Here is a 16,327-nt window from a genome sequence, read left to right as displayed (position 1 = left end):
GATTTTTTATGTTCAAAGTTAAATTGTGTTTATTTTTTTTATTGTCTATTTCTACATCAGCTCTCTATAGCCAGAAAGGTTTTAGAGTAGATAAAGATTATAGAATAAAAAAATATCAAAAAGAAATAATTCAATTTTTGATTGATCATAATCAGTTTGGGGTAAATGATATAAAGGCAAAATCATTAATCAAAAAATACTCGAATAATATTGGCATTTCTAAATGCATTGAAGTTTTCTCAAGTAAGCCAGAAAGAAGCTTTTTACTTGTTAGATTTTATTCTTTTGGTTCTGGAGCAGATAATTATTGGGGAATTCTTGAAAAGAACAATAAACATCTATTTTATTACGATGAGAAAGATATATCTTCAATAGCCGAATACACAAAGGGATATGACATTAAAAATCAAAAAATTCTTTTAGATTACTTAAAGATGTATAATGATTGGTCGGGACCAAATTTACATTCACCTCAAGTCATCGATGAAACTCAATAACTTCATATCACAAAAAAAAACCACCAGTTTACTCTGGTGGTTTTTTTATTATTTAACTTTTCTAGTCGATTCTCTTTCTTTTAAAACCGTCTTAATAACGATTGTTTCATAATCCGAAGTTTCTTCTTCGCTTTCTTCTAATCTTTTGATTAATCGTTTTGCAGCTACTTCTCCAATTTCGATTCCGTGTTGGCTTACTGTTGTCAAGCTTGGAGATAAACGTCTTGAAGCTAAAATTCCATCGGCAAAACCAATAATTGAAATATCTTCAGGAACTCTGTATCCTTTTTTCAAACTCACTCTTAAAGCAGCAACTGAGTCATTTTCATCTAAAGCAAAAATTCCGTCAATTTTATTATCAAAAAGCCCATCGATTTTAGCTTTCATATCATCTTCAGAATCGGTACGAAGAATAATTTTCTCGTTTACCGGAATATTATTGTCTGCCAAAGCTTTCAAGTATCCATCAGCTCTTAATTTCCCAACACTTAAATTATCTACAGAAGAAATTAGTGCGATATTTTTACATCCTAAATTAATCAAATGCTGTGTTGAGTTCAAAGCCGAATCAAAATCATCAACCACAACTTTATCACAATCTACTTCATCTGCAATACGGTCGAACATTACGATTGGTGTTCCATCATTAATAATTTCCGAAAAGTGATTGTAATCCTGAAGTTTTTGCGCTTCCTCAGAAACTGAAAGAATGAAACCGTCAATAGTTCCGTTACTCAACATTTCAAGCGTATGAATTTCTTTTTCCAAAGATTCATTAGAAATACAAGTAATCACATTATATCCTTTTTTATCGGCAACTTTTTCAATACCACTGAAAACTTTTGCGAAAAAAGAGTTCAATATATTAGGTATAATTACACCGATAGTTTTGGTTTTTCTGTTTTTCAAATTCAGACCAATAACATTCGGCTTATAATTTTTGAGTTTGGCATACTCCTTAATCTTCACCTTCGTTTGCTCACTAATTTCTGGACTGTCATTTAATGCCTTAGACACTGTTGACACAGAAACACCTAGTTCTTTCGCAATTTGTTTAAGAGTTGCTTTAGCTTTCATCTAATTGAATTTTATGTAATTAATACAAATATAGTAGAATTACCTAAAATAAAACAAAAAAGCCCTACCACTTATTAAAATTATAAGGTCTTTTGAAAATAAAAGCAAGATAACACTGATTTTTAAAACCGCATCTCCTTAAATCTCGTTAATACTCTAATATACGCTTTATTAACCTTAATAAAAACCTTTGATTATGAAAAACGAAGTTAAAATTCAGGAAGTTAATCCTTCCCTGGATAGCAGAAGGAGCTTTCTAAAGCTCAGTGGTTTAACACTAGTTAGTGCAGGTTTGGTTCTTGCTGGCTGCAGCGACAATGATAATGAAGATAATATGCAGGACAATTCCCTGCCCGGAATAAAAAATGGAGTATTTGATTTAGGCTCCGGAGATTTTGGCGTACTTACTTATGCGTATGCCTTAGAACAGTTAGAAGCTGATTTTTACACAAAAGTTGTAAATTCCTCCAGTTTCAATTCTGTTTTTAATGACACAGAAAAACAAGTTTTAACCGACTTGTATCATCACGAAGTAGTTCACAGAGATTTTTTTAAAGCCGCTTTAACAGGAGCCCTTCCTGATCCTAGCTCTCAATTGCTTCCCTCCTTAGCATTCAATTATGGCTCGCTCAACTTCAACAGCCGCAACGAAGTTCTTGCAACTGCAAAAGCACTGGAAGACACAGGAGTTGCTGCTTATAATGGTGCCGGAAGATTAATTAAAAGCGCAGACTACTTATTATTGGCCGGAAAAATTGTTTCGGTAGAAGCCAGACATGCTTCAGCAATAAGAAGCTTGATCAACCCAAATTCTAAAGATTTTGCGGGCGACGATATCGTAAATACATCAACAGGATTAGATGTCGCAAAAGATCCTTCCAAAATTCTGCCAATTGCTGGAGGATTTATTACTACAAAATTTACTGCCAACTATTTACCTTAATATTAACTAGCTAAAACTTAGAAATTATGAATATTTTAAAATTTATAGAAACCTTTACTGATGACAATTTAATGAATAGTACTGGTTCAAGACGAGACAGTTTTAATCAGTTTGGGAATATTGGGAAAAATTTGGCGTATGCCGCAATTCCATTTGGATTATCGACTTTTGCCAATAAAGTAATGGCAAAAGATATTACAGCCACGCCCGCAACACCAATTGGTGCTCTGCAATTTGCTTTGACACTGGAATATCTTGAAAATGAATTTTACGCAATGGCGTTAGACTCTGGCGTTATTCCTGCTTCTGAAAATGGCGGACGCGATTTAAAAGTTTTTCAGCAAATTGCTGCACATGAATCAAATCATGTAAAATTTCTAATCGCAGGACTGGGTGGTACAATGAGTGCAAATTTTGTTGCAAAACCTACTTTTGACTTTACCGTAGGTGGCGCATTTGATCCTTTTCATGATTACCCAACTTTTTTAGCATTGGCACAAGCCTTTGAAGATACAGGTGTAAGAGCCTACAAAGGCCAGGCAGCCAATTTAATAACAACACCAGACTTATTGACCGCAGCTTTGCAAATTCATTCTGTTGAAGCTCGACACGCCTCTGAAGTTCGACGTCTCCGTGGCTTAAAGGGATGGATATCGAATAGCGAAAGAGGCGCAGGTATGCCTGCTGCAACACAAGCTGTTTACGATGGTGAAGGAGTTACAATGCAGGCTGGCTTTAATACTGCAATGGCTTTTGGTGCTGCTGCAGGATCAGAAGCTTACGATGAGCCATTAACTACACAACAAGTTGTAGATATTGCCAATTTATTCATTGTTTAAGACAAAAATAAATCAAATATTTAACCGCCCTCACGTTATTGTGAAGGCGGTTTTTTTTTATGGTTTTAAATACAAAACTGAGCGCCTGATTTTCAGGATATAAAATATTCTTTTCAGGTATTTGGTTTTAAAATAATTAATTGTACTTTTGCATCCCCTTTATTGGGGATGGAATGTTTAATTAAAATAATATTATGGACGCATTAAGCTACAAAACAGTTTCAGCTAACAAAGCCACAGTAACTAAAGAGTGGATTGTTGTTGACGCTGAAGGTCATAACTTAGGACGTCTTGCTTCAAAGGTTGCTATGATCTTAAGAGGTAAGTACAAGCCAAGTTACACACCGCACGTTGACTGTGGAGATAACGTAATTGTTATCAACTCAGAAAAAATTAACCTTACAGGTACAAAAATGAATGACAAAATTTACATGCGTCATACAGGTTACCCAGGAGGACAAAGAACTTTAACTGCTAAAGTATTGCAAGCTAAAAACCCTGCATTATTAGTAGAAAAAGCTGTAAAAGGTATGTTACCTAAAAACAAATTAGGTGCTGAACTTTTTAGAAATCTAAATGTTGTTGTAGGATCTGAGCACAAACACGGAGCTCAAAAACCTAGAACTGTTAACCTAAATGATCTTAAGTAATGGGAGTTATTCACAAAATCGGTAGAAGAAAAACCGCTGTTGCACGTGTTTACGTTTCTGAAGGAACTGGAAACATCACTGTAAACAAAAAAGAATTCGCAACTTACTTTCCAACTGCAACTTTACGTTACAAAGTGTTACAACCATTATCTATGACAGAAAATGAAAACAACTTTGACGTAAAAGTAAACGTTTACGGAGGTGGTACAACTGGTCAAGCAGAAGCTGTAAGAATGGCATTAGCTCGCGTAATGTGTGAAGTTAACGCTGAAAACAGAGGAATCCTTAAACCAGAAGGTTTATTAACAAGAGACCCAAGAATGGTTGAACGTAAGAAATTCGGTCAGAAGAAAGCTCGTAAGAGATTCCAATTCTCTAAACGTTAATATTACCTGTCTTGTTCAGATGGGACAAGACATTATCAATTATTTATTGAAATTAAAAAACACAGTTATTGTTGCTCTCCTATCGAGGTAGGATATAGTTTAGCATCTAAATGTATAAAGCCAGAGAAATCGCCATTTATACATTGCTAATCAACAGAACGTAAACTAGTACAAAAATGGCAAACAAAATAGAAGTAAAAGAATTACTAGAAGCAGGTGTTCACTTCGGACACATGACTAGAAAATGGGATCCAAACATGGCTCCTTACATTTATATGGAGCGTAATGGTATTCACATTATCAATCTATATAAAACTGCAGCTAAAATTGAAGAAGCTAACGAAGCTTTGAAAAAAATCGCTGCATCAGGTAGAAAAATCTTATTCGTAGCTACCAAAAAACAAGCAAAAGACATCGTTGCTGATAAAGCAAAAGCTGCAAACATGCCTTACATCACTGAAAGATGGCCAGGTGGAATGTTGACTAACTTCGTAACTATCAGAAAGGCAGTTAAAAAAATGTCTTCTATCGATAAAATGAAGAAAGATGGTACTTTCAACACTTTATCTAAAAAAGAGCGTTTACAAGTTGATCGTCTACGTGCTAAATTAGAGAAAAACTTAGGTTCAATTGCTGATATGTCTAGACTACCTGCAGCATTGTTCGTAGTAGATATCAAAGCTGAACACATCGCAATAAAAGAAGCTCAAAAATTAAACATTCCAGTTTTCGCAATGGTTGATACGAATTCTGACCCAAGAGAGGTTGATTACGTGATTCCTGCAAATGATGACGCTTCTAAATCAATTGACAAAATTTTATCTTTAGTAACTACTGCAGTAATCGAAGGTCTTTCTGACAGAGGTGCTGAAAAAGAAGTTGAAGCTGCTGAAGAAGCTCCTGCTGCTGAGGCTGAAGCTGCTCCTGCAACTGAAGAATAAATCAAATTTTAAATTCCAAATTTTAAATTCCAAATTCCAAATACAAAATTAAAAACGTTATGTTGATAATTTATTAAAATTGGAGTTTGGGATTTAAAAGCTGGAATTTTTTACTTTTAACATTAAAAATTCAAAATATTATGTCAACAATTACTGCTGCAGACGTAAATAAATTAAGACAATCTACAGGTGCCGGAATGATGGACTGTAAAAAAGCTTTAGTTGAAGCTGAAGGAGATTTCGATAAAGCGATCCAAATCCTTAGAGAAAAAGGACAAAAAGTTGCTGCTAACCGTTCTGACCGTGAGTCTGCTGAAGGAGCTGCTGTTTCTTTTATCAATGCTGACAACACTAAAGGAGCTATCATCACTTTAAACTGCGAAACTGACTTCGTAGGTAAAAACGAAGCTTTCGTTGCTTTAGCTAAAGATTTAGTAGAAAGAGCTATCAACTTCTCTTCTAAAGAAGAATTATTAGCTTCTGATTTCAACGGAATCACTGTTGCTGAGAAATTAATCGAGCAAACTGGTGTTATCGGTGAAAAAATCGAAATCGGTGGTTTCGAAATTTTAGAAGGTGCTTACGTAGGATCTTATGTTCACGTTAATAAAATTGCTGCTTTAACTGCAATTTCTGCTCCAGTTGCTAACGCTGAGGCTTTAACAAAAGACATCTCTATGCAAGTTGCTTCTATGGGAGCTGATACTTTATCTTACAAAGATTTTGATCCTGCTTTCGTTGAATCTGAACTTGCTGCTCGTATTGCTGTAATCGAAAAAGATAATGAAGAAGCAAAACGTTTAGGAAAAACTTTGAAAAATGTTCCTAAATACATCTCTTTCTCTCAATTAACTCCTGAAGTTATCAAACAAGCTGAAGAAGATGCTAAAGCTGAATTAAAAGCTGAAGGTAAACCAGAGCAAATCTGGGACAAAATCCTTCCAGGAAAAGTTCAACGTTTCATTTCTGACAACACTACTTTAGATCAAGAGAAAGCTTTACTTGATCAAAACTTCATCAAAGATGACAGTAAAAAAGTTGGTGATTACGTAAAAGGATTCAATGTTGAAATCACTGGTTTCAAAAGAGTTACTTTAGGTTAATATTTATTATTTCAAATATTAAAAAGCCCTGAATCTTACGATTCGGGGCTTTTTTTGTTATTCTATCTATAAACTGGACTGATCCCGAAGCCTCGGGACTGCTCTACAATATAATTCGTTCCTTTCGGAACTACCATAAAGAACCCTTGGTTTAGATCGAACTTTAGCCTGATTAAAATGCAAAAAATTACATCATCGCAACTATAACGCAATTCAAAAAAAATCCCCGAATAAATAATTATTCGAGGACTTTAATCAGATTTTCATCTTAATTATTTTTTGCTCTTAATTGGAAAGTTTCTAGCGCGCATCAACGCATCAGATTTTGGAGCTCTCCCTCTAAAGTTTTCATAAGCTTTTTCCTGATCGATAGTGTTTCCTACACTAAATACAGTATCATAAAGTCTTTTTGCTACTGCTTTATCATAAGCACCTTTTCCTTCTAAAAAAGCTTCCCACGCATCAGCATTAATAACATCTGCCCATAAATAGCTGTAGTATCCTGCAGCATATCCATCGCTTGAAAAAATGTGGCCAAATTGTGGAATACGATGACGCATTACAATTTCTGATGGCATGTGTAAGGCATCTAACGTTTCTTTTTCAAATTTATGAGGATCAATCGGCTCAGTAGCTAAATGCAGTTTCATATCCACTAAAGAGCTTGAAATTGTTTCTACTGTAGAGAAACCTTCACCAAAGTTTGCTGCTTTTTCAATTCTTTCTACTAAAGCTTTAGGCAACGGTTGATTTGTTTTGTAATGCAAAGCAAATTTATTCAACACTTCTGGAGTTGCTAACCAGTGCTCTAATAATTGAGATGGGAATTCAACATAATCTCTTGCCACAGACGTTCCTGCCAAACTAGGATATGTTACATTTGAGCATAATCCGTGAAGCGCATGTCCAAATTCGTGGAATAAAGTTGAAGCATCTTCCCAAGAAATTAAAATTGGCTCATCTGGTGCACCTTTAACAAAATTACAGTTGTTAGAGACAATTGTAAGTACATTTCCGTCTAATTTTTCTTGATTACGGTAAGCGTTCATCCAAGCGCCAGAGCGTTTTCCTGCACGCGCATAAGGATCAAAATACCATAAACCAACAACTTTTCCAGTTACTTTGTTGCTTACTTCCCAAACACGCACGTCTGGATGATAAACTGGAACATTTGTAATTTGCTTGAAGCTTAAATTGAATAATTCTCCAGCAACCCAAAACATTCCTTCGCGCAATTTTTCTAATTGAAGATAAGGCTTAACTTCATTTTGATCTAAATCGTATTTTGCTTTTCTAACTTTTTCAGCATAAAAACGGTAATCCCAAGGCTGAATTTTGAAATTTCCGCCTTCAGCATCAACGATTTTTTGCATTTCGGCAACATCTTTATGAACTTGTTCAACAGCTGGCTCCCAAACAGATTCCATTAAAGCCAAAGTTTTTTTAGGATCTTTTGCCATTTTGTTAGATAAGCTCCAATCAGCAAATGTTGGATAACCTAACAATTTTGCTTTTTGCGTACGCAACTGCAAAATAGAAACAAGTGTTGCATTGTTGTCATTCTCGTTTCCGTTATCACCACGTTTAACAAAAATATCAAATGCTTTTTCTCTTAAATCTCTGCGAGTAGAAAATGTCAAGAATGGCTCAATTGAAGAACGTGTATTCGCAATACATCCCATAACATCCAATTTTCTCTCTTTTGCTTCAGCAATTGCTGCATTTTTAACTTCTGCTGGCAAACCAGCGAAATCGCTTTCTGTTTTTAATGCAACATATTGATTATGTTCTTCTGCCAATAAATTTTGACTAAAACGTGTAAATAATGTTGCAAGTTCTTTGTTTATTCCTGCAACTTTTGCTTTGTCTGCATCGTTAAGCTGCGCACCTTGACGCACAAAATTAGTATAGTACAACCAAATTAAACGTTGTTGCTCACCTGTAAGTTTGCTTTTTTCTTTTGAATTATAAACCGTTTCAATTCTGGTAAATAATTTTTTATTTTGATTGATTTTATCTGAAAACTCAGAAAATTTAGGAGACATTTCTCTGTCAATAGCGCTAAACTCAGGACTGCTTAAGTTTGACCTGTAAATTCCGTAAACGGTCATAATTCTTTCAATTGTTTGCCCAGAGCGCTCCATAGCAACAATAGTATTTTCGAAAGTAGCTGGTTTTGGATTATTTGCAATAGCATCTACTTCATTTAATTTTTCCTGAATTGCAAATTCAATTGCTGGTTTAAAGTCTGAAACTTTGTACTCATTAAAGGCAGGAACTCCTCCGTATGGCCCTGGCCATGGTTTTAGCAACGGATTATCAGAATTGCTTTGTGCGGAAGCCGCAAAAAAAGTTGTACTCATGATAAAAATTGACATTAATTTTTTCATTCTCGTGAATTTGATTATAAATAATAGAAACTTGTTCTTCTCCAAAAATACCTAAAATTTACCAATCGACAGCATATCACAATATGTTAAAAAAATGAGACAAATAAAACAATTTCACTTTTCAGGCAAACAATCGCTCGCAATCAGAAAACATTTATTAAATGAAAAGTAAAATAAAGAGTTCTATTATTAACTAAAAGGAAAACCGAATAAGAAATAATCATCGATGCTAAATGTTAATTTAGTTAAAATAATTAACTTTGAATAAATCAGATTTTAATAAGTTCACATGTTTAAAACCAAAAAAGAAGTTGTCTTTGTTATTCTAGCAGGCATATTTATAACCAACGCTGTTGTAGCTGAATTAATTGGAGGCAAGCTGATCCAGATTGGTCCATTTGTAATGAGTATTGGGATTTTGCCTTGGCCGGTGGTTTTTTTAACAACCGATTTGATTAATGAATATTTTGGAGAAAAAGGAGTGAAAAAGCTCTCATTCATTACGGCTTGCTTAATTGCTTATGCTTTTTTAATTTTATTTATGGCCATTATAATTCCCGCAGCAAAAGGAATAAGCCCTGTAAATGACGACCAATTTCAAGCTGTTTTTGGCCAAAGTATGTGGATTATTGTTGGTAGCTTGATTGCTTTCATGGCATCGCAGCTAATTGATGTATGGATTTTTTGGTTCTTTAAAAGACGAACTGGCGAAAGAAAAATTTGGCTCAGAACAACAGGATCAACTGTAATTTCGCAATTATTTGATTCTTTTATTGTTCTTGGAATTGCATTTTGGTTGCCAGGTAAAATTGATTTTGACACCTTTTTGTCATCGGCTTTGATTGGATATACGTTTAAATTGTCAATTGCAATATTGTTAACGCCTTTAATTTATGCAGGGCATCATTTGATTAAAAAATATTTGGAAGAAGATTCTACTCATAAAGAATAAAAACATCTGGGTTATGAAAAATGTTAGCTTACTTATTTTATTCGCATTAACATGTTTCTTTTTTAGTTGTGGAAATGATGAAAAAAAACCACCTAAAAAAATAATCACACCCGTAAATATGTTAACCCCCGCGCCAGTTAAAAAAGGAGTGAAAATTTCATCAAAAAACATCAAGGCGCCAAAGGAAATTGGAACAAAAAGAACAGCCGCAAATCAAACTGCTTTTGCGGTAAAAAACGCCATTACCATAACTCCTTCTCCTGATCTTGAAAGCAAACCAAAAAATACTGCTATTGATATCAAAAAAGAAGCAAACGACAAATTGCTGAATTTTGTTAATATCAGAAAGATTCTCGATAAGTGCAAAATGGGACAAACAATGACACAAAAAGAACTTACACAAAACTTTGAAATTCCTGAGGAAGCCGTAAAATTGGTAAAAAGTGTTACTAAAACTGCCGAAAATGAGTTATCTGTGAAATGGAAGTCAACTTGGCTTGTCGAAAAAGTATCAGATGCCGAACTTGAAGACGGCAAAATGAAAGTAAAATTCAAAGCCAATAAAATGTATATGTCTGGCAATGCTATCGGCATAAAATACAACCGTAAAATTTATAATGATTTGGTGATCGTTGGGCGTTCTGCTTATATACCAAGTGTAAAAGGCTATAGCTGGCAAATTGGAAGATAATGGAAAATGAAAATGTTACTCGATGCAGCTGGTGTACTTCCAGTGATTTATATAAAAAATACCATGACGAAGAATGGGGTGTTCCGGTTTATGATGATCCAACTCTTTTTGAATTCTTAATTTTGGAGACTTTTCAGGCTGGCTTGAGTTGGATTACGATTTTAAATAAAAGAGAAAATTTCAGAAACGCTTTTAATCATTTTGATTATAAAAAAGTAGCTCAATATTCTGAAGAAAAAATTGAAGAACTGATGCAGAACACCGGAATTATTCGGAACAAACTCAAAATTAAAGCGGCTGTTACAAATGCCCAAGCTTTTATGAAAGTTCAGGAAGAATTTGGAACTTTCTCTGATTACATCTGGAAATACACCGATGGAAAACCAATCATAAACAATCTGAAAAATTCAAAAGATGCTCCAGCTACTACTCCACTTTCAGATGAAATCAGTAAAGATTTAAAAAAAAGAGGTTTTAAATTCGTTGGTTCAACCGTTATTTACGCGCACATGCAAGCCACCGGAATGGTCAATGACCATACGGAAGATTGCTTTATTCGAAAGGGAAAATAGTCCCGTTTTAAGTCGCAGTTTCCATTTTTTTTGAACCTGAAACTTGAAACCTGAAACTTTTAAACAAAAAATACATATATTTGCTTCACACTTTAGGGGTGTCTGCATCGCGCAGGCTGAGATTTTACCCTCTGAACCTGATCTAGTTCATACTAGCGTAGGGAAAAGTAAGATGACTTCTTGAACGCATTTCTATGCGTCATTGTAGCCATTCCTAAGGTGTATCTATACACTAAACTCAACAAGGAATGGAACTAAAAATCAATCAACAAACCAAACAATTCAATGCTGAAACACTAAGCGTTCAATCATTGCTCGATCTCGAAATTCCGCACAAACAAAACGGAATCGCCGTTGCTGTCAACAACACTGTTGTTCCAAAAACCAATTGGAACGAATTCCTCATACAAGAAACTGACGAAATCCTCATTATTTCTGCTACGCAGGGAGGTTAAAAATAAATTCCAAATTCCAATTAAATACAAGACGTAGACGCACTGCTGTGCGCCTCTACAGAAAAACGCTGTTATTAAACGCAAACACAATCAACTTGAAACGTGAAACCTGAAACAAAAAAACTATGACAAACGAAGAACAAATATCCAGAACCCCATTTCCAAATTCTAAAAAGGTTTATATAGACGGAGAAATTCATCCAATAAAAGTTGCTATGCGCGAAATTGCATTAAGCGACACCAAACTTTCTAATGGCGGAATCGAAAAAAATCCTCCTGTAACTGTTTATGATACTTCTGGACCTTACACAGATCCAAATGTTGAAATTGATGTTAGAAAAGGTCTTTCACGCCTAAGAGAACAATGGATTTTAGACCGAAATGATGTTGAAATTTTAGATGAAATCACTTCAGATTACGGTCAAAGTCGATTGAAAGATGAAAGTCTAAATCATCTTCGTTTTGAATATTTACATCAGCCAAAACGTGCTAAAAAAGGCGCCAACGTAACACAGTTATATTACGCTAAACAAGGAATTATTACTCCAGAAATGGAATATATTGCGATTCGCGAAAACCAAAGAATTGAGCTTTTAAACGAACAAACCAAAGCGATGCAATGTCAACATAACGGACAAAGTTTTGGTGCGAATACTCCAAAAAGTAAAATTACTCCTGAATTTGTTCGTTCTGAAATAGCTTGCGGAAGAGCTATTATTCCAAATAACATCAACCATCCAGAAAGCGAACCAATGATTGTTGGCCGTAACTTTTTGGTAAAAATCAATGCCAATATTGGAAATAGCGCCGTGACTTCAAGCATTGAAGAAGAAGTTGAAAAAGCCGTTTGGGCCTGCCGTTGGGGTGCTGATACGATTATGGATTTGTCAACAGGAAAAAACATTCACGAAACCAGAGAATGGATTATCAGAAATTCTCCTGTTCCAATTGGAACTGTTCCGATTTATCAGGCCTTAGAAAAAGTAAAAGGAATTGCCGAAGATTTGACTTGGGAAATTTTCCGTGATACATTGATTGAACAAGCTGAACAAGGCGTTTCATACTTTACGATTCACGCTGGAGTTTTGCTTCGTTACATTCATTTAACTGCAAACCGTGTTACTGGAATTGTTTCTCGTGGCGGATCGATTATGGCAAAATGGTGTTTGTTTCATCATAAGGAAAACTTCCTGTACACCCATTTTGAGGAAATCTGCGAAATCATGAAACAATATGATGTTGCTTTTTCTCTTGGAGATGGCTTGCGTCCCGGTTCGATTGCTGATGCAAATGATGCAGCTCAATTTGCCGAACTAGAAACATTAGGCGAATTGACTAAAATAGCTTGGAAACATGATGTTCAGGTTTTTATTGAAGGCCCAGGACACGTTCCGATGCACATGATCAAAGAAAACATGGACAAACAATTAGAACATTGCCACGAAGCTCCATTTTACACTTTAGGCCCTTTAACTACAGATATTGCTCCGGGTTACGATCATATTACTTCGGCAATTGGCGCCGCAATGATTGGCTGGTACGGCTGTGCCATGTTGTGTTATGTAACACCAAAAGAACATTTAGGCTTACCAAATAAAAAAGATGTAAAAGATGGTGTGATCACTTATAAAATTTCTGCTCATGCTGCCGACTTGGCCAAAGGTCATCCAGGAGCACAATATCGTGATAATGCTTTGAGCAAAGCTCGTTTTGAATTCCGTTGGGAAGATCAGTTTAATTTGGCTTTGGATCCAGATACTGCAAGAGAATTTCATGATGAAACCCTTCCGGCTGATGGCGCAAAAGTGGCGCATTTCTGTTCGATGTGTGGGCCAAAATTCTGTTCGATGAAAATATCTCAGGAAATCAGGGATGTTGCAGCAGCAGAAAAAGGAATGCAGGAGAAATCAGAGGAATTTATCGAGCAAGGGAAAGAGATTTATATATAACAAAAGTATTAAGATGGTAGTATTAAGTATTAAGATTGAAAATCTGCAAACTCTTAATACTTTCATCCTAATACTTAATACTTTTTTCAAATGATTGTGATTACGAATCCTTTTTATGCTGAAGATGAAATTGACATCCTTCATTTTTTATTGGAGGAAGGATTGTCATTGCTTCATATCAGAAAACCTGATTTTTTAGAATTAGAAATGGCGCAGTTTATTCATCAGATAAAATTGGAATTTCGTTCTAATTTGGTTTTGCATAGTCATCATTCTTTAGCAGAAGATTTTGGAATTAACCGATTTCATTTTTCTGAAAAAGAAAGGAAAATCGATTCGGATTTTCCTGCAGGGCTTCCAAAATCTTGTAGGTATAAATCAACATCAACACATTCAATTACAGATTTTAATTCATTAAAAAATGATTTTGATTATGCATTTCTAAGTCCCGTTTTCAAAAGTATTTCAAAGGAAAATTATTTGCCAAAAACTGATCTTTTTGAAGAAATAAAATCAAGAACAAATCATAAAACAAAAGTTGTCGCTTTAGGCGGAATTGATTCAAACAACATTCAAACAACATTAAAAAATGGCTTTGATGATATTGCCCTTTTAGGAGCTATTTGGAACAACAAAAAACCATTAACCGAATTTAAATTATGTCAGAAAATCGTCCTTTCGTACTTACAATCGCAGGTTTAGATCCGTCTGGAGGCGCTGGAATTTTGGCTGATATCAAAACATTTGAACAGCATAAAGTTTCTGGCTTTGCTATTGCAACGGCTAATACTATTCAGACAGAAAATAAATTTTATGAAATTCAATGGATCAATTTAAGCTTTGTTATCCGATCGATCGAAACGCTATTTTTAAGCTATAAAATCACCGCAGTAAAAATTGGGATTGTTCCTTCTTTACATTATTTGAACCGAATTCTTTCGACTATAAAATTACTTTCTCCTTCAACTCAAATTGTTTGGGATCCGGTTTTAAAATCGACTACAGAATTTGATTTTTTAAATATTGAAGATCATTCTGATCTGCTCAAAATTCTATCAAAAATCGATTTGATTACGCCAAATCATATCGAAATCGAACAATTGCTTCCCGGTTTTATAAAAGAAAATCTTTGGATTGAAAACGAAATTTCAACAGCAATTTTACTAAAAGGCGGCCATAATTTAAATGCAATAGGAAAAGATCAATTGTTCTTGAAAAATGAAATTATCGATTTATTTCCATCAGAAAAATACTGTTCTGAAAAACACGGTTCCGGCTGTGTGCTTGCTTCTGCAATTGCTTCCAATTTAGCCCTAAATCAACCTTTAGAAGTGGCTTGTAAAAATGCCAAAACCTACATAGAAAAATACCTGAGCTCAACATCAACCTTAATCGGATATCATTATGTATAACAAACTGCAATACATTTCACAAGGCGAAACAATCGACGAACAATTACGCAATATTCATCAGGCTCTTGACGCCGGATGCAAATGGGTGCAAATGCGTTTCAAAAACCAAACTTCCAAAAACACCTATACTTTAGCAGAAGCAGTAAAACTTTTATGCGAAGAATATCTCGCCAATTTTATTGTCAATGATGATCTATATCTTGCCAAACAAATTGCTGCAGATGGAGTTCATCTTGGTTTAACCGATACAAAAATTGACGAAGCACGAGCGATTTTAGGTTCTACAAAAATCATTGGCGGAACTGCCAATACTTTTGAAGACATTCAAAATCATGTTAAAAACGGCTGCAATTATATTGGTTTAGGCCCTTTCAGATTTACAGCTACAAAAGAAAAACTAAGTCCGATTTTAGGTTTATCTGGCTATTTTGAAATCCTTCAGAAACTAAAAAAAAATAAAATCGAAATTCCTGTTTATGCCATTGGAGGCATCACATTACGCGATGTAAGTCCGTTAATGGAAACTGGAATTTTTGGAATTGCCGTTTCTGGAATCATTACCGAAAGTGATGATAAAGAAAAATTAGTTCAACAATTAAATGAAAAATTATATGCAAACATCATTGCTTAATATAGGAGATAGAGCCTTTAAATCCAGACTCTTTCTCGGAACAGGAAAATTTGGTTCGAATGAAGAAATGGAAGAAGCAATTTTAGCTTCAGAAAGCGAATTGGTTACAGTTGCATTAAAACGCATTGATTTAGAAACAGATACAGATGCTATTTTATCGCATTTAAAACATCCAAATATCAATTTACTACCAAATACATCTGGAGCACGAAATGCAAAAGAAGCTGTTTTTGCCGCGCAACTGGCTCGTGAAGCTTTAGAAACCAATTGGGTAAAATTAGAAATTCATCCAGATCCGAAATATTTAATGCCAGATCCTATTGAAACTTTAAAAGCTACCGAAGAACTAGCTAAATTAGGCTTCATTGTTCTGCCTTACATTCATGCTGATCCTGTTTTGTGCAAACATTTAGAAAGCGCTGGAACTTCAGCAGTTATGCCTTTGGGTTCGCCAATTGGCAGTAATAAAGGTTTGAAAACAATTGATTTTCTCGAAATCATTATTGAACAAAGCAATGTCCCGGTTATTGTCGATGCAGGAATTGGCGCTCCTTCTGATGCTGCAAAAGCAATGGAAATTGGTGCCGATGCTGTTTTGGTCAACACGGCAATTGCCGTTGCTGGAAACCCCAAATTAATGGCTGAGGCTTTTAAGGATGCCGTTACTGCTGGAAGAAAAGCTTTTGAGGCTAAAGTTGCTAATCAACAAAATTATGCTTCTGCTTCTAGCCCGTTGACTTCTTTTCTTTTTGAATAAAATTTTTATTTCACGCAGATTTTACAGATTTAAGCAGATTAAAACAGATTAATTTTTTGTTTATCTCTAGAAATTTTCTATA

18 protein-coding genes and 1 riboswitch are annotated in these 16,327 nt (G+C 34.9%); of the genes, 16 read left to right on the top strand and 2 right to left on the bottom strand.

The annotated features are described in order from the left end of the window. Nucleotides 1-8 precede the first annotated feature (8 nt). A complete protein-coding gene (locus tag EYY60_RS18885; protein WP_132990832.1) occupies nt 9-497 on the top strand; it encodes a hypothetical protein in 489 nt (162 codons plus the stop codon). Nucleotides 498-545: 48 nt separating this feature from the next. On the opposite strand, the gene EYY60_RS18880 is transcribed toward EYY60_RS18885, so the two are convergent. Beyond that, complete coding sequence (locus EYY60_RS18880; protein WP_026728614.1) at nt 546-1,574, bottom strand: LacI family DNA-binding transcriptional regulator; 1,029 nt, start codon at nt 1,572-1,574, stop codon at nt 546-548. A 196-nt stretch (nt 1,575-1,770) separates the two neighbouring features. Between EYY60_RS18880 and EYY60_RS18875 the strand changes: the two genes are divergently transcribed. From EYY60_RS18875 to tsf, 6 genes are all read left to right on the top strand, one after another. Then, nucleotides 1,771-2,517: a ferritin-like domain-containing protein gene (locus EYY60_RS18875; RefSeq protein ID WP_132990831.1), complete on the top strand. Its 747-nt coding sequence runs from the start codon at nt 1,771-1,773 to the stop codon at nt 2,515-2,517. A 26-nt stretch (nt 2,518-2,543) separates the two neighbouring features. Next, complete coding sequence (locus tag EYY60_RS18870) at nt 2,544-3,356, top strand: ferritin-like domain-containing protein (RefSeq protein ID WP_132990830.1); 813 nt, start codon at nt 2,544-2,546, stop codon at nt 3,354-3,356. Between the two features lie 194 nt (nt 3,357-3,550). Then, nucleotides 3,551-4,006 carry a 50S ribosomal protein L13 gene (rplM, locus tag EYY60_RS18865; protein WP_132990829.1) on the top strand — a complete coding sequence of 152 codons (456 nt, stop codon included), beginning with the start codon at nt 3,551-3,553 and terminating at the stop codon, nt 4,004-4,006. Continuing rightward, nucleotides 4,006-4,392: a 30S ribosomal protein S9 gene (gene rpsI, locus EYY60_RS18860; protein ID WP_111288027.1), complete on the top strand. Its 387-nt coding sequence runs from the start codon at nt 4,006-4,008 to the stop codon at nt 4,390-4,392. Before rplM ends, rpsI begins: the two co-directional genes overlap by 1 nt. 176 nt (nt 4,393-4,568) lie before the next feature. Then, nucleotides 4,569-5,333, top strand: a complete 765-nt coding sequence (rpsB, locus tag EYY60_RS18855; RefSeq protein ID WP_012023686.1) for a 30S ribosomal protein S2 — start codon at nt 4,569-4,571, stop codon at nt 5,331-5,333. A 140-nt stretch (nt 5,334-5,473) separates the two neighbouring features. After that, nucleotides 5,474-6,436 carry a translation elongation factor Ts gene (gene tsf / locus EYY60_RS18850; RefSeq protein WP_132990828.1) on the top strand — a complete coding sequence of 321 codons (963 nt, stop codon included), beginning with the start codon at nt 5,474-5,476 and terminating at the stop codon, nt 6,434-6,436. 272 nt (nt 6,437-6,708) lie between these two features. Here tsf and EYY60_RS18845 read toward each other — a convergent pair whose 3' ends face one another. After that, the gene (locus EYY60_RS18845; protein WP_132990827.1) at nt 6,709-8,826 is read right to left on the bottom strand and encodes a M3 family metallopeptidase; all 2,118 of its coding nucleotides are present in this window, start codon (nt 8,824-8,826) and stop codon (nt 6,709-6,711) included. Between the two features lie 289 nt (nt 8,827-9,115). Here EYY60_RS18845 and EYY60_RS18840 point away from each other — a divergent pair, with 289 nt between their 5' ends. The 9 genes from EYY60_RS18840 (at nt 9,116) to EYY60_RS18800 (ending at nt 16,245) form a co-directional block, all read left to right on the top strand. Beyond that, entirely contained in the window at nt 9,116-9,778 is a 663-nt protein-coding gene (locus EYY60_RS18840) for a queuosine precursor transporter (protein WP_132990826.1), read from the top strand. Between the two features lie 148 nt (nt 9,779-9,926). Then, nucleotides 9,927-10,469 carry a hypothetical protein gene (locus EYY60_RS18835; RefSeq protein WP_132990825.1) on the top strand — a complete coding sequence of 181 codons (543 nt, stop codon included), beginning with the start codon at nt 9,927-9,929 and terminating at the stop codon, nt 10,467-10,469. Continuing rightward, nucleotides 10,469-11,041: a DNA-3-methyladenine glycosylase I gene (locus EYY60_RS18830; protein ID WP_132990824.1), complete on the top strand. Its 573-nt coding sequence runs from the start codon at nt 10,469-10,471 to the stop codon at nt 11,039-11,041. The genes EYY60_RS18835 and EYY60_RS18830 overlap by 1 nt, the downstream gene beginning before the upstream one ends. An 84-nt stretch (nt 11,042-11,125) precedes the next feature. Further along, nucleotides 11,126-11,222: riboswitch (TPP riboswitch) on the top strand. A gap of 67 nt (nt 11,223-11,289) precedes the next feature. Continuing rightward, complete coding sequence (gene thiS / locus EYY60_RS18825; RefSeq protein ID WP_132990823.1) at nt 11,290-11,496, top strand: sulfur carrier protein ThiS; 207 nt, start codon at nt 11,290-11,292, stop codon at nt 11,494-11,496. A gap of 125 nt (nt 11,497-11,621) precedes the next feature. Continuing rightward, entirely contained in the window at nt 11,622-13,445 is a 1,824-nt protein-coding gene (thiC, locus tag EYY60_RS18820; RefSeq protein ID WP_132990822.1) for a phosphomethylpyrimidine synthase ThiC, read from the top strand. A 90-nt stretch (nt 13,446-13,535) separates the two neighbouring features. Then, a complete protein-coding gene (locus EYY60_RS18815) occupies nt 13,536-14,147 on the top strand; it encodes a thiamine phosphate synthase (protein ID WP_132990821.1) in 612 nt (203 codons plus the stop codon). Next, a complete protein-coding gene (locus EYY60_RS18810; RefSeq protein ID WP_132990820.1) occupies nt 14,105-14,857 on the top strand; it encodes a hydroxymethylpyrimidine/phosphomethylpyrimidine kinase in 753 nt (250 codons plus the stop codon). The genes EYY60_RS18815 and EYY60_RS18810 overlap by 43 nt, the downstream gene beginning before the upstream one ends. After that, nucleotides 14,850-15,488, top strand: coding sequence for a thiamine phosphate synthase (locus tag EYY60_RS18805; RefSeq protein WP_132990819.1), 639 nt, complete (start codon nt 14,850-14,852; stop codon nt 15,486-15,488). The genes EYY60_RS18810 and EYY60_RS18805 overlap by 8 nt, the downstream gene beginning before the upstream one ends. Continuing rightward, nucleotides 15,469-16,245, top strand: coding sequence for a thiazole synthase (locus EYY60_RS18800; RefSeq protein ID WP_132990818.1), 777 nt, complete (start codon nt 15,469-15,471; stop codon nt 16,243-16,245). Before EYY60_RS18805 ends, EYY60_RS18800 begins: the two co-directional genes overlap by 20 nt. The last annotated feature ends 82 nt before the right edge of the window (nt 16,246-16,327 follow it).

It is taken from the genome of Flavobacterium zhairuonense (assembly GCF_004352915.1).
GTDB lineage: Bacteria > Bacteroidota > Bacteroidia > Flavobacteriales > Flavobacteriaceae > Flavobacterium > Flavobacterium zhairuonense.
The sequence above is the reverse complement of the archived record's forward strand: the minus strand, read 5'-3'. Positions and strand labels throughout refer to the sequence as shown.

Coding starts and splice junctions, on each gene's coding strand:
- EYY60_RS18815 (WP_132990821.1), top strand. CDS start 13,536: ATGATTGTGATTACGAATCCTTTTTATGCTGAAGATGAAATTGACATC.
- EYY60_RS18830 (WP_132990824.1), top strand. CDS start 10,469: ATGGAAAATGAAAATGTTACTCGATGCAGCTGGTGTACTTCCAGTGAT.
- thiC (WP_132990822.1), top strand. CDS start 11,622: ATGACAAACGAAGAACAAATATCCAGAACCCCATTTCCAAATTCTAAA.
- EYY60_RS18845 (WP_132990827.1), bottom strand. CDS start 8,826: ATGAAAAAATTAATGTCAATTTTTATCATGAGTACAACTTTTTTTGCG.
- EYY60_RS18870 (WP_132990830.1), top strand. CDS start 2,544: ATGAATATTTTAAAATTTATAGAAACCTTTACTGATGACAATTTAATG.
- EYY60_RS18885 (WP_132990832.1), top strand. CDS start 9: ATGTTCAAAGTTAAATTGTGTTTATTTTTTTTATTGTCTATTTCTACA.
- EYY60_RS18805 (WP_132990819.1), top strand. CDS start 14,850: ATGTATAACAAACTGCAATACATTTCACAAGGCGAAACAATCGACGAA.
- thiS (WP_132990823.1), top strand. CDS start 11,290: ATGGAACTAAAAATCAATCAACAAACCAAACAATTCAATGCTGAAACA.
- EYY60_RS18810 (WP_132990820.1), top strand. CDS start 14,105: ATGTCAGAAAATCGTCCTTTCGTACTTACAATCGCAGGTTTAGATCCG.
- EYY60_RS18880 (WP_026728614.1), bottom strand. CDS start 1,574: ATGAAAGCTAAAGCAACTCTTAAACAAATTGCGAAAGAACTAGGTGTT.
- rpsI (WP_111288027.1), top strand. CDS start 4,006: ATGGGAGTTATTCACAAAATCGGTAGAAGAAAAACCGCTGTTGCACGT.
- rpsB (WP_012023686.1), top strand. CDS start 4,569: ATGGCAAACAAAATAGAAGTAAAAGAATTACTAGAAGCAGGTGTTCAC.
- EYY60_RS18800 (WP_132990818.1), top strand. CDS start 15,469: ATGCAAACATCATTGCTTAATATAGGAGATAGAGCCTTTAAATCCAGA.
- EYY60_RS18875 (WP_132990831.1), top strand. CDS start 1,771: ATGAAAAACGAAGTTAAAATTCAGGAAGTTAATCCTTCCCTGGATAGC.
- tsf (WP_132990828.1), top strand. CDS start 5,474: ATGTCAACAATTACTGCTGCAGACGTAAATAAATTAAGACAATCTACA.
- EYY60_RS18840 (WP_132990826.1), top strand. CDS start 9,116: ATGTTTAAAACCAAAAAAGAAGTTGTCTTTGTTATTCTAGCAGGCATA.
- rplM (WP_132990829.1), top strand. CDS start 3,551: ATGGACGCATTAAGCTACAAAACAGTTTCAGCTAACAAAGCCACAGTA.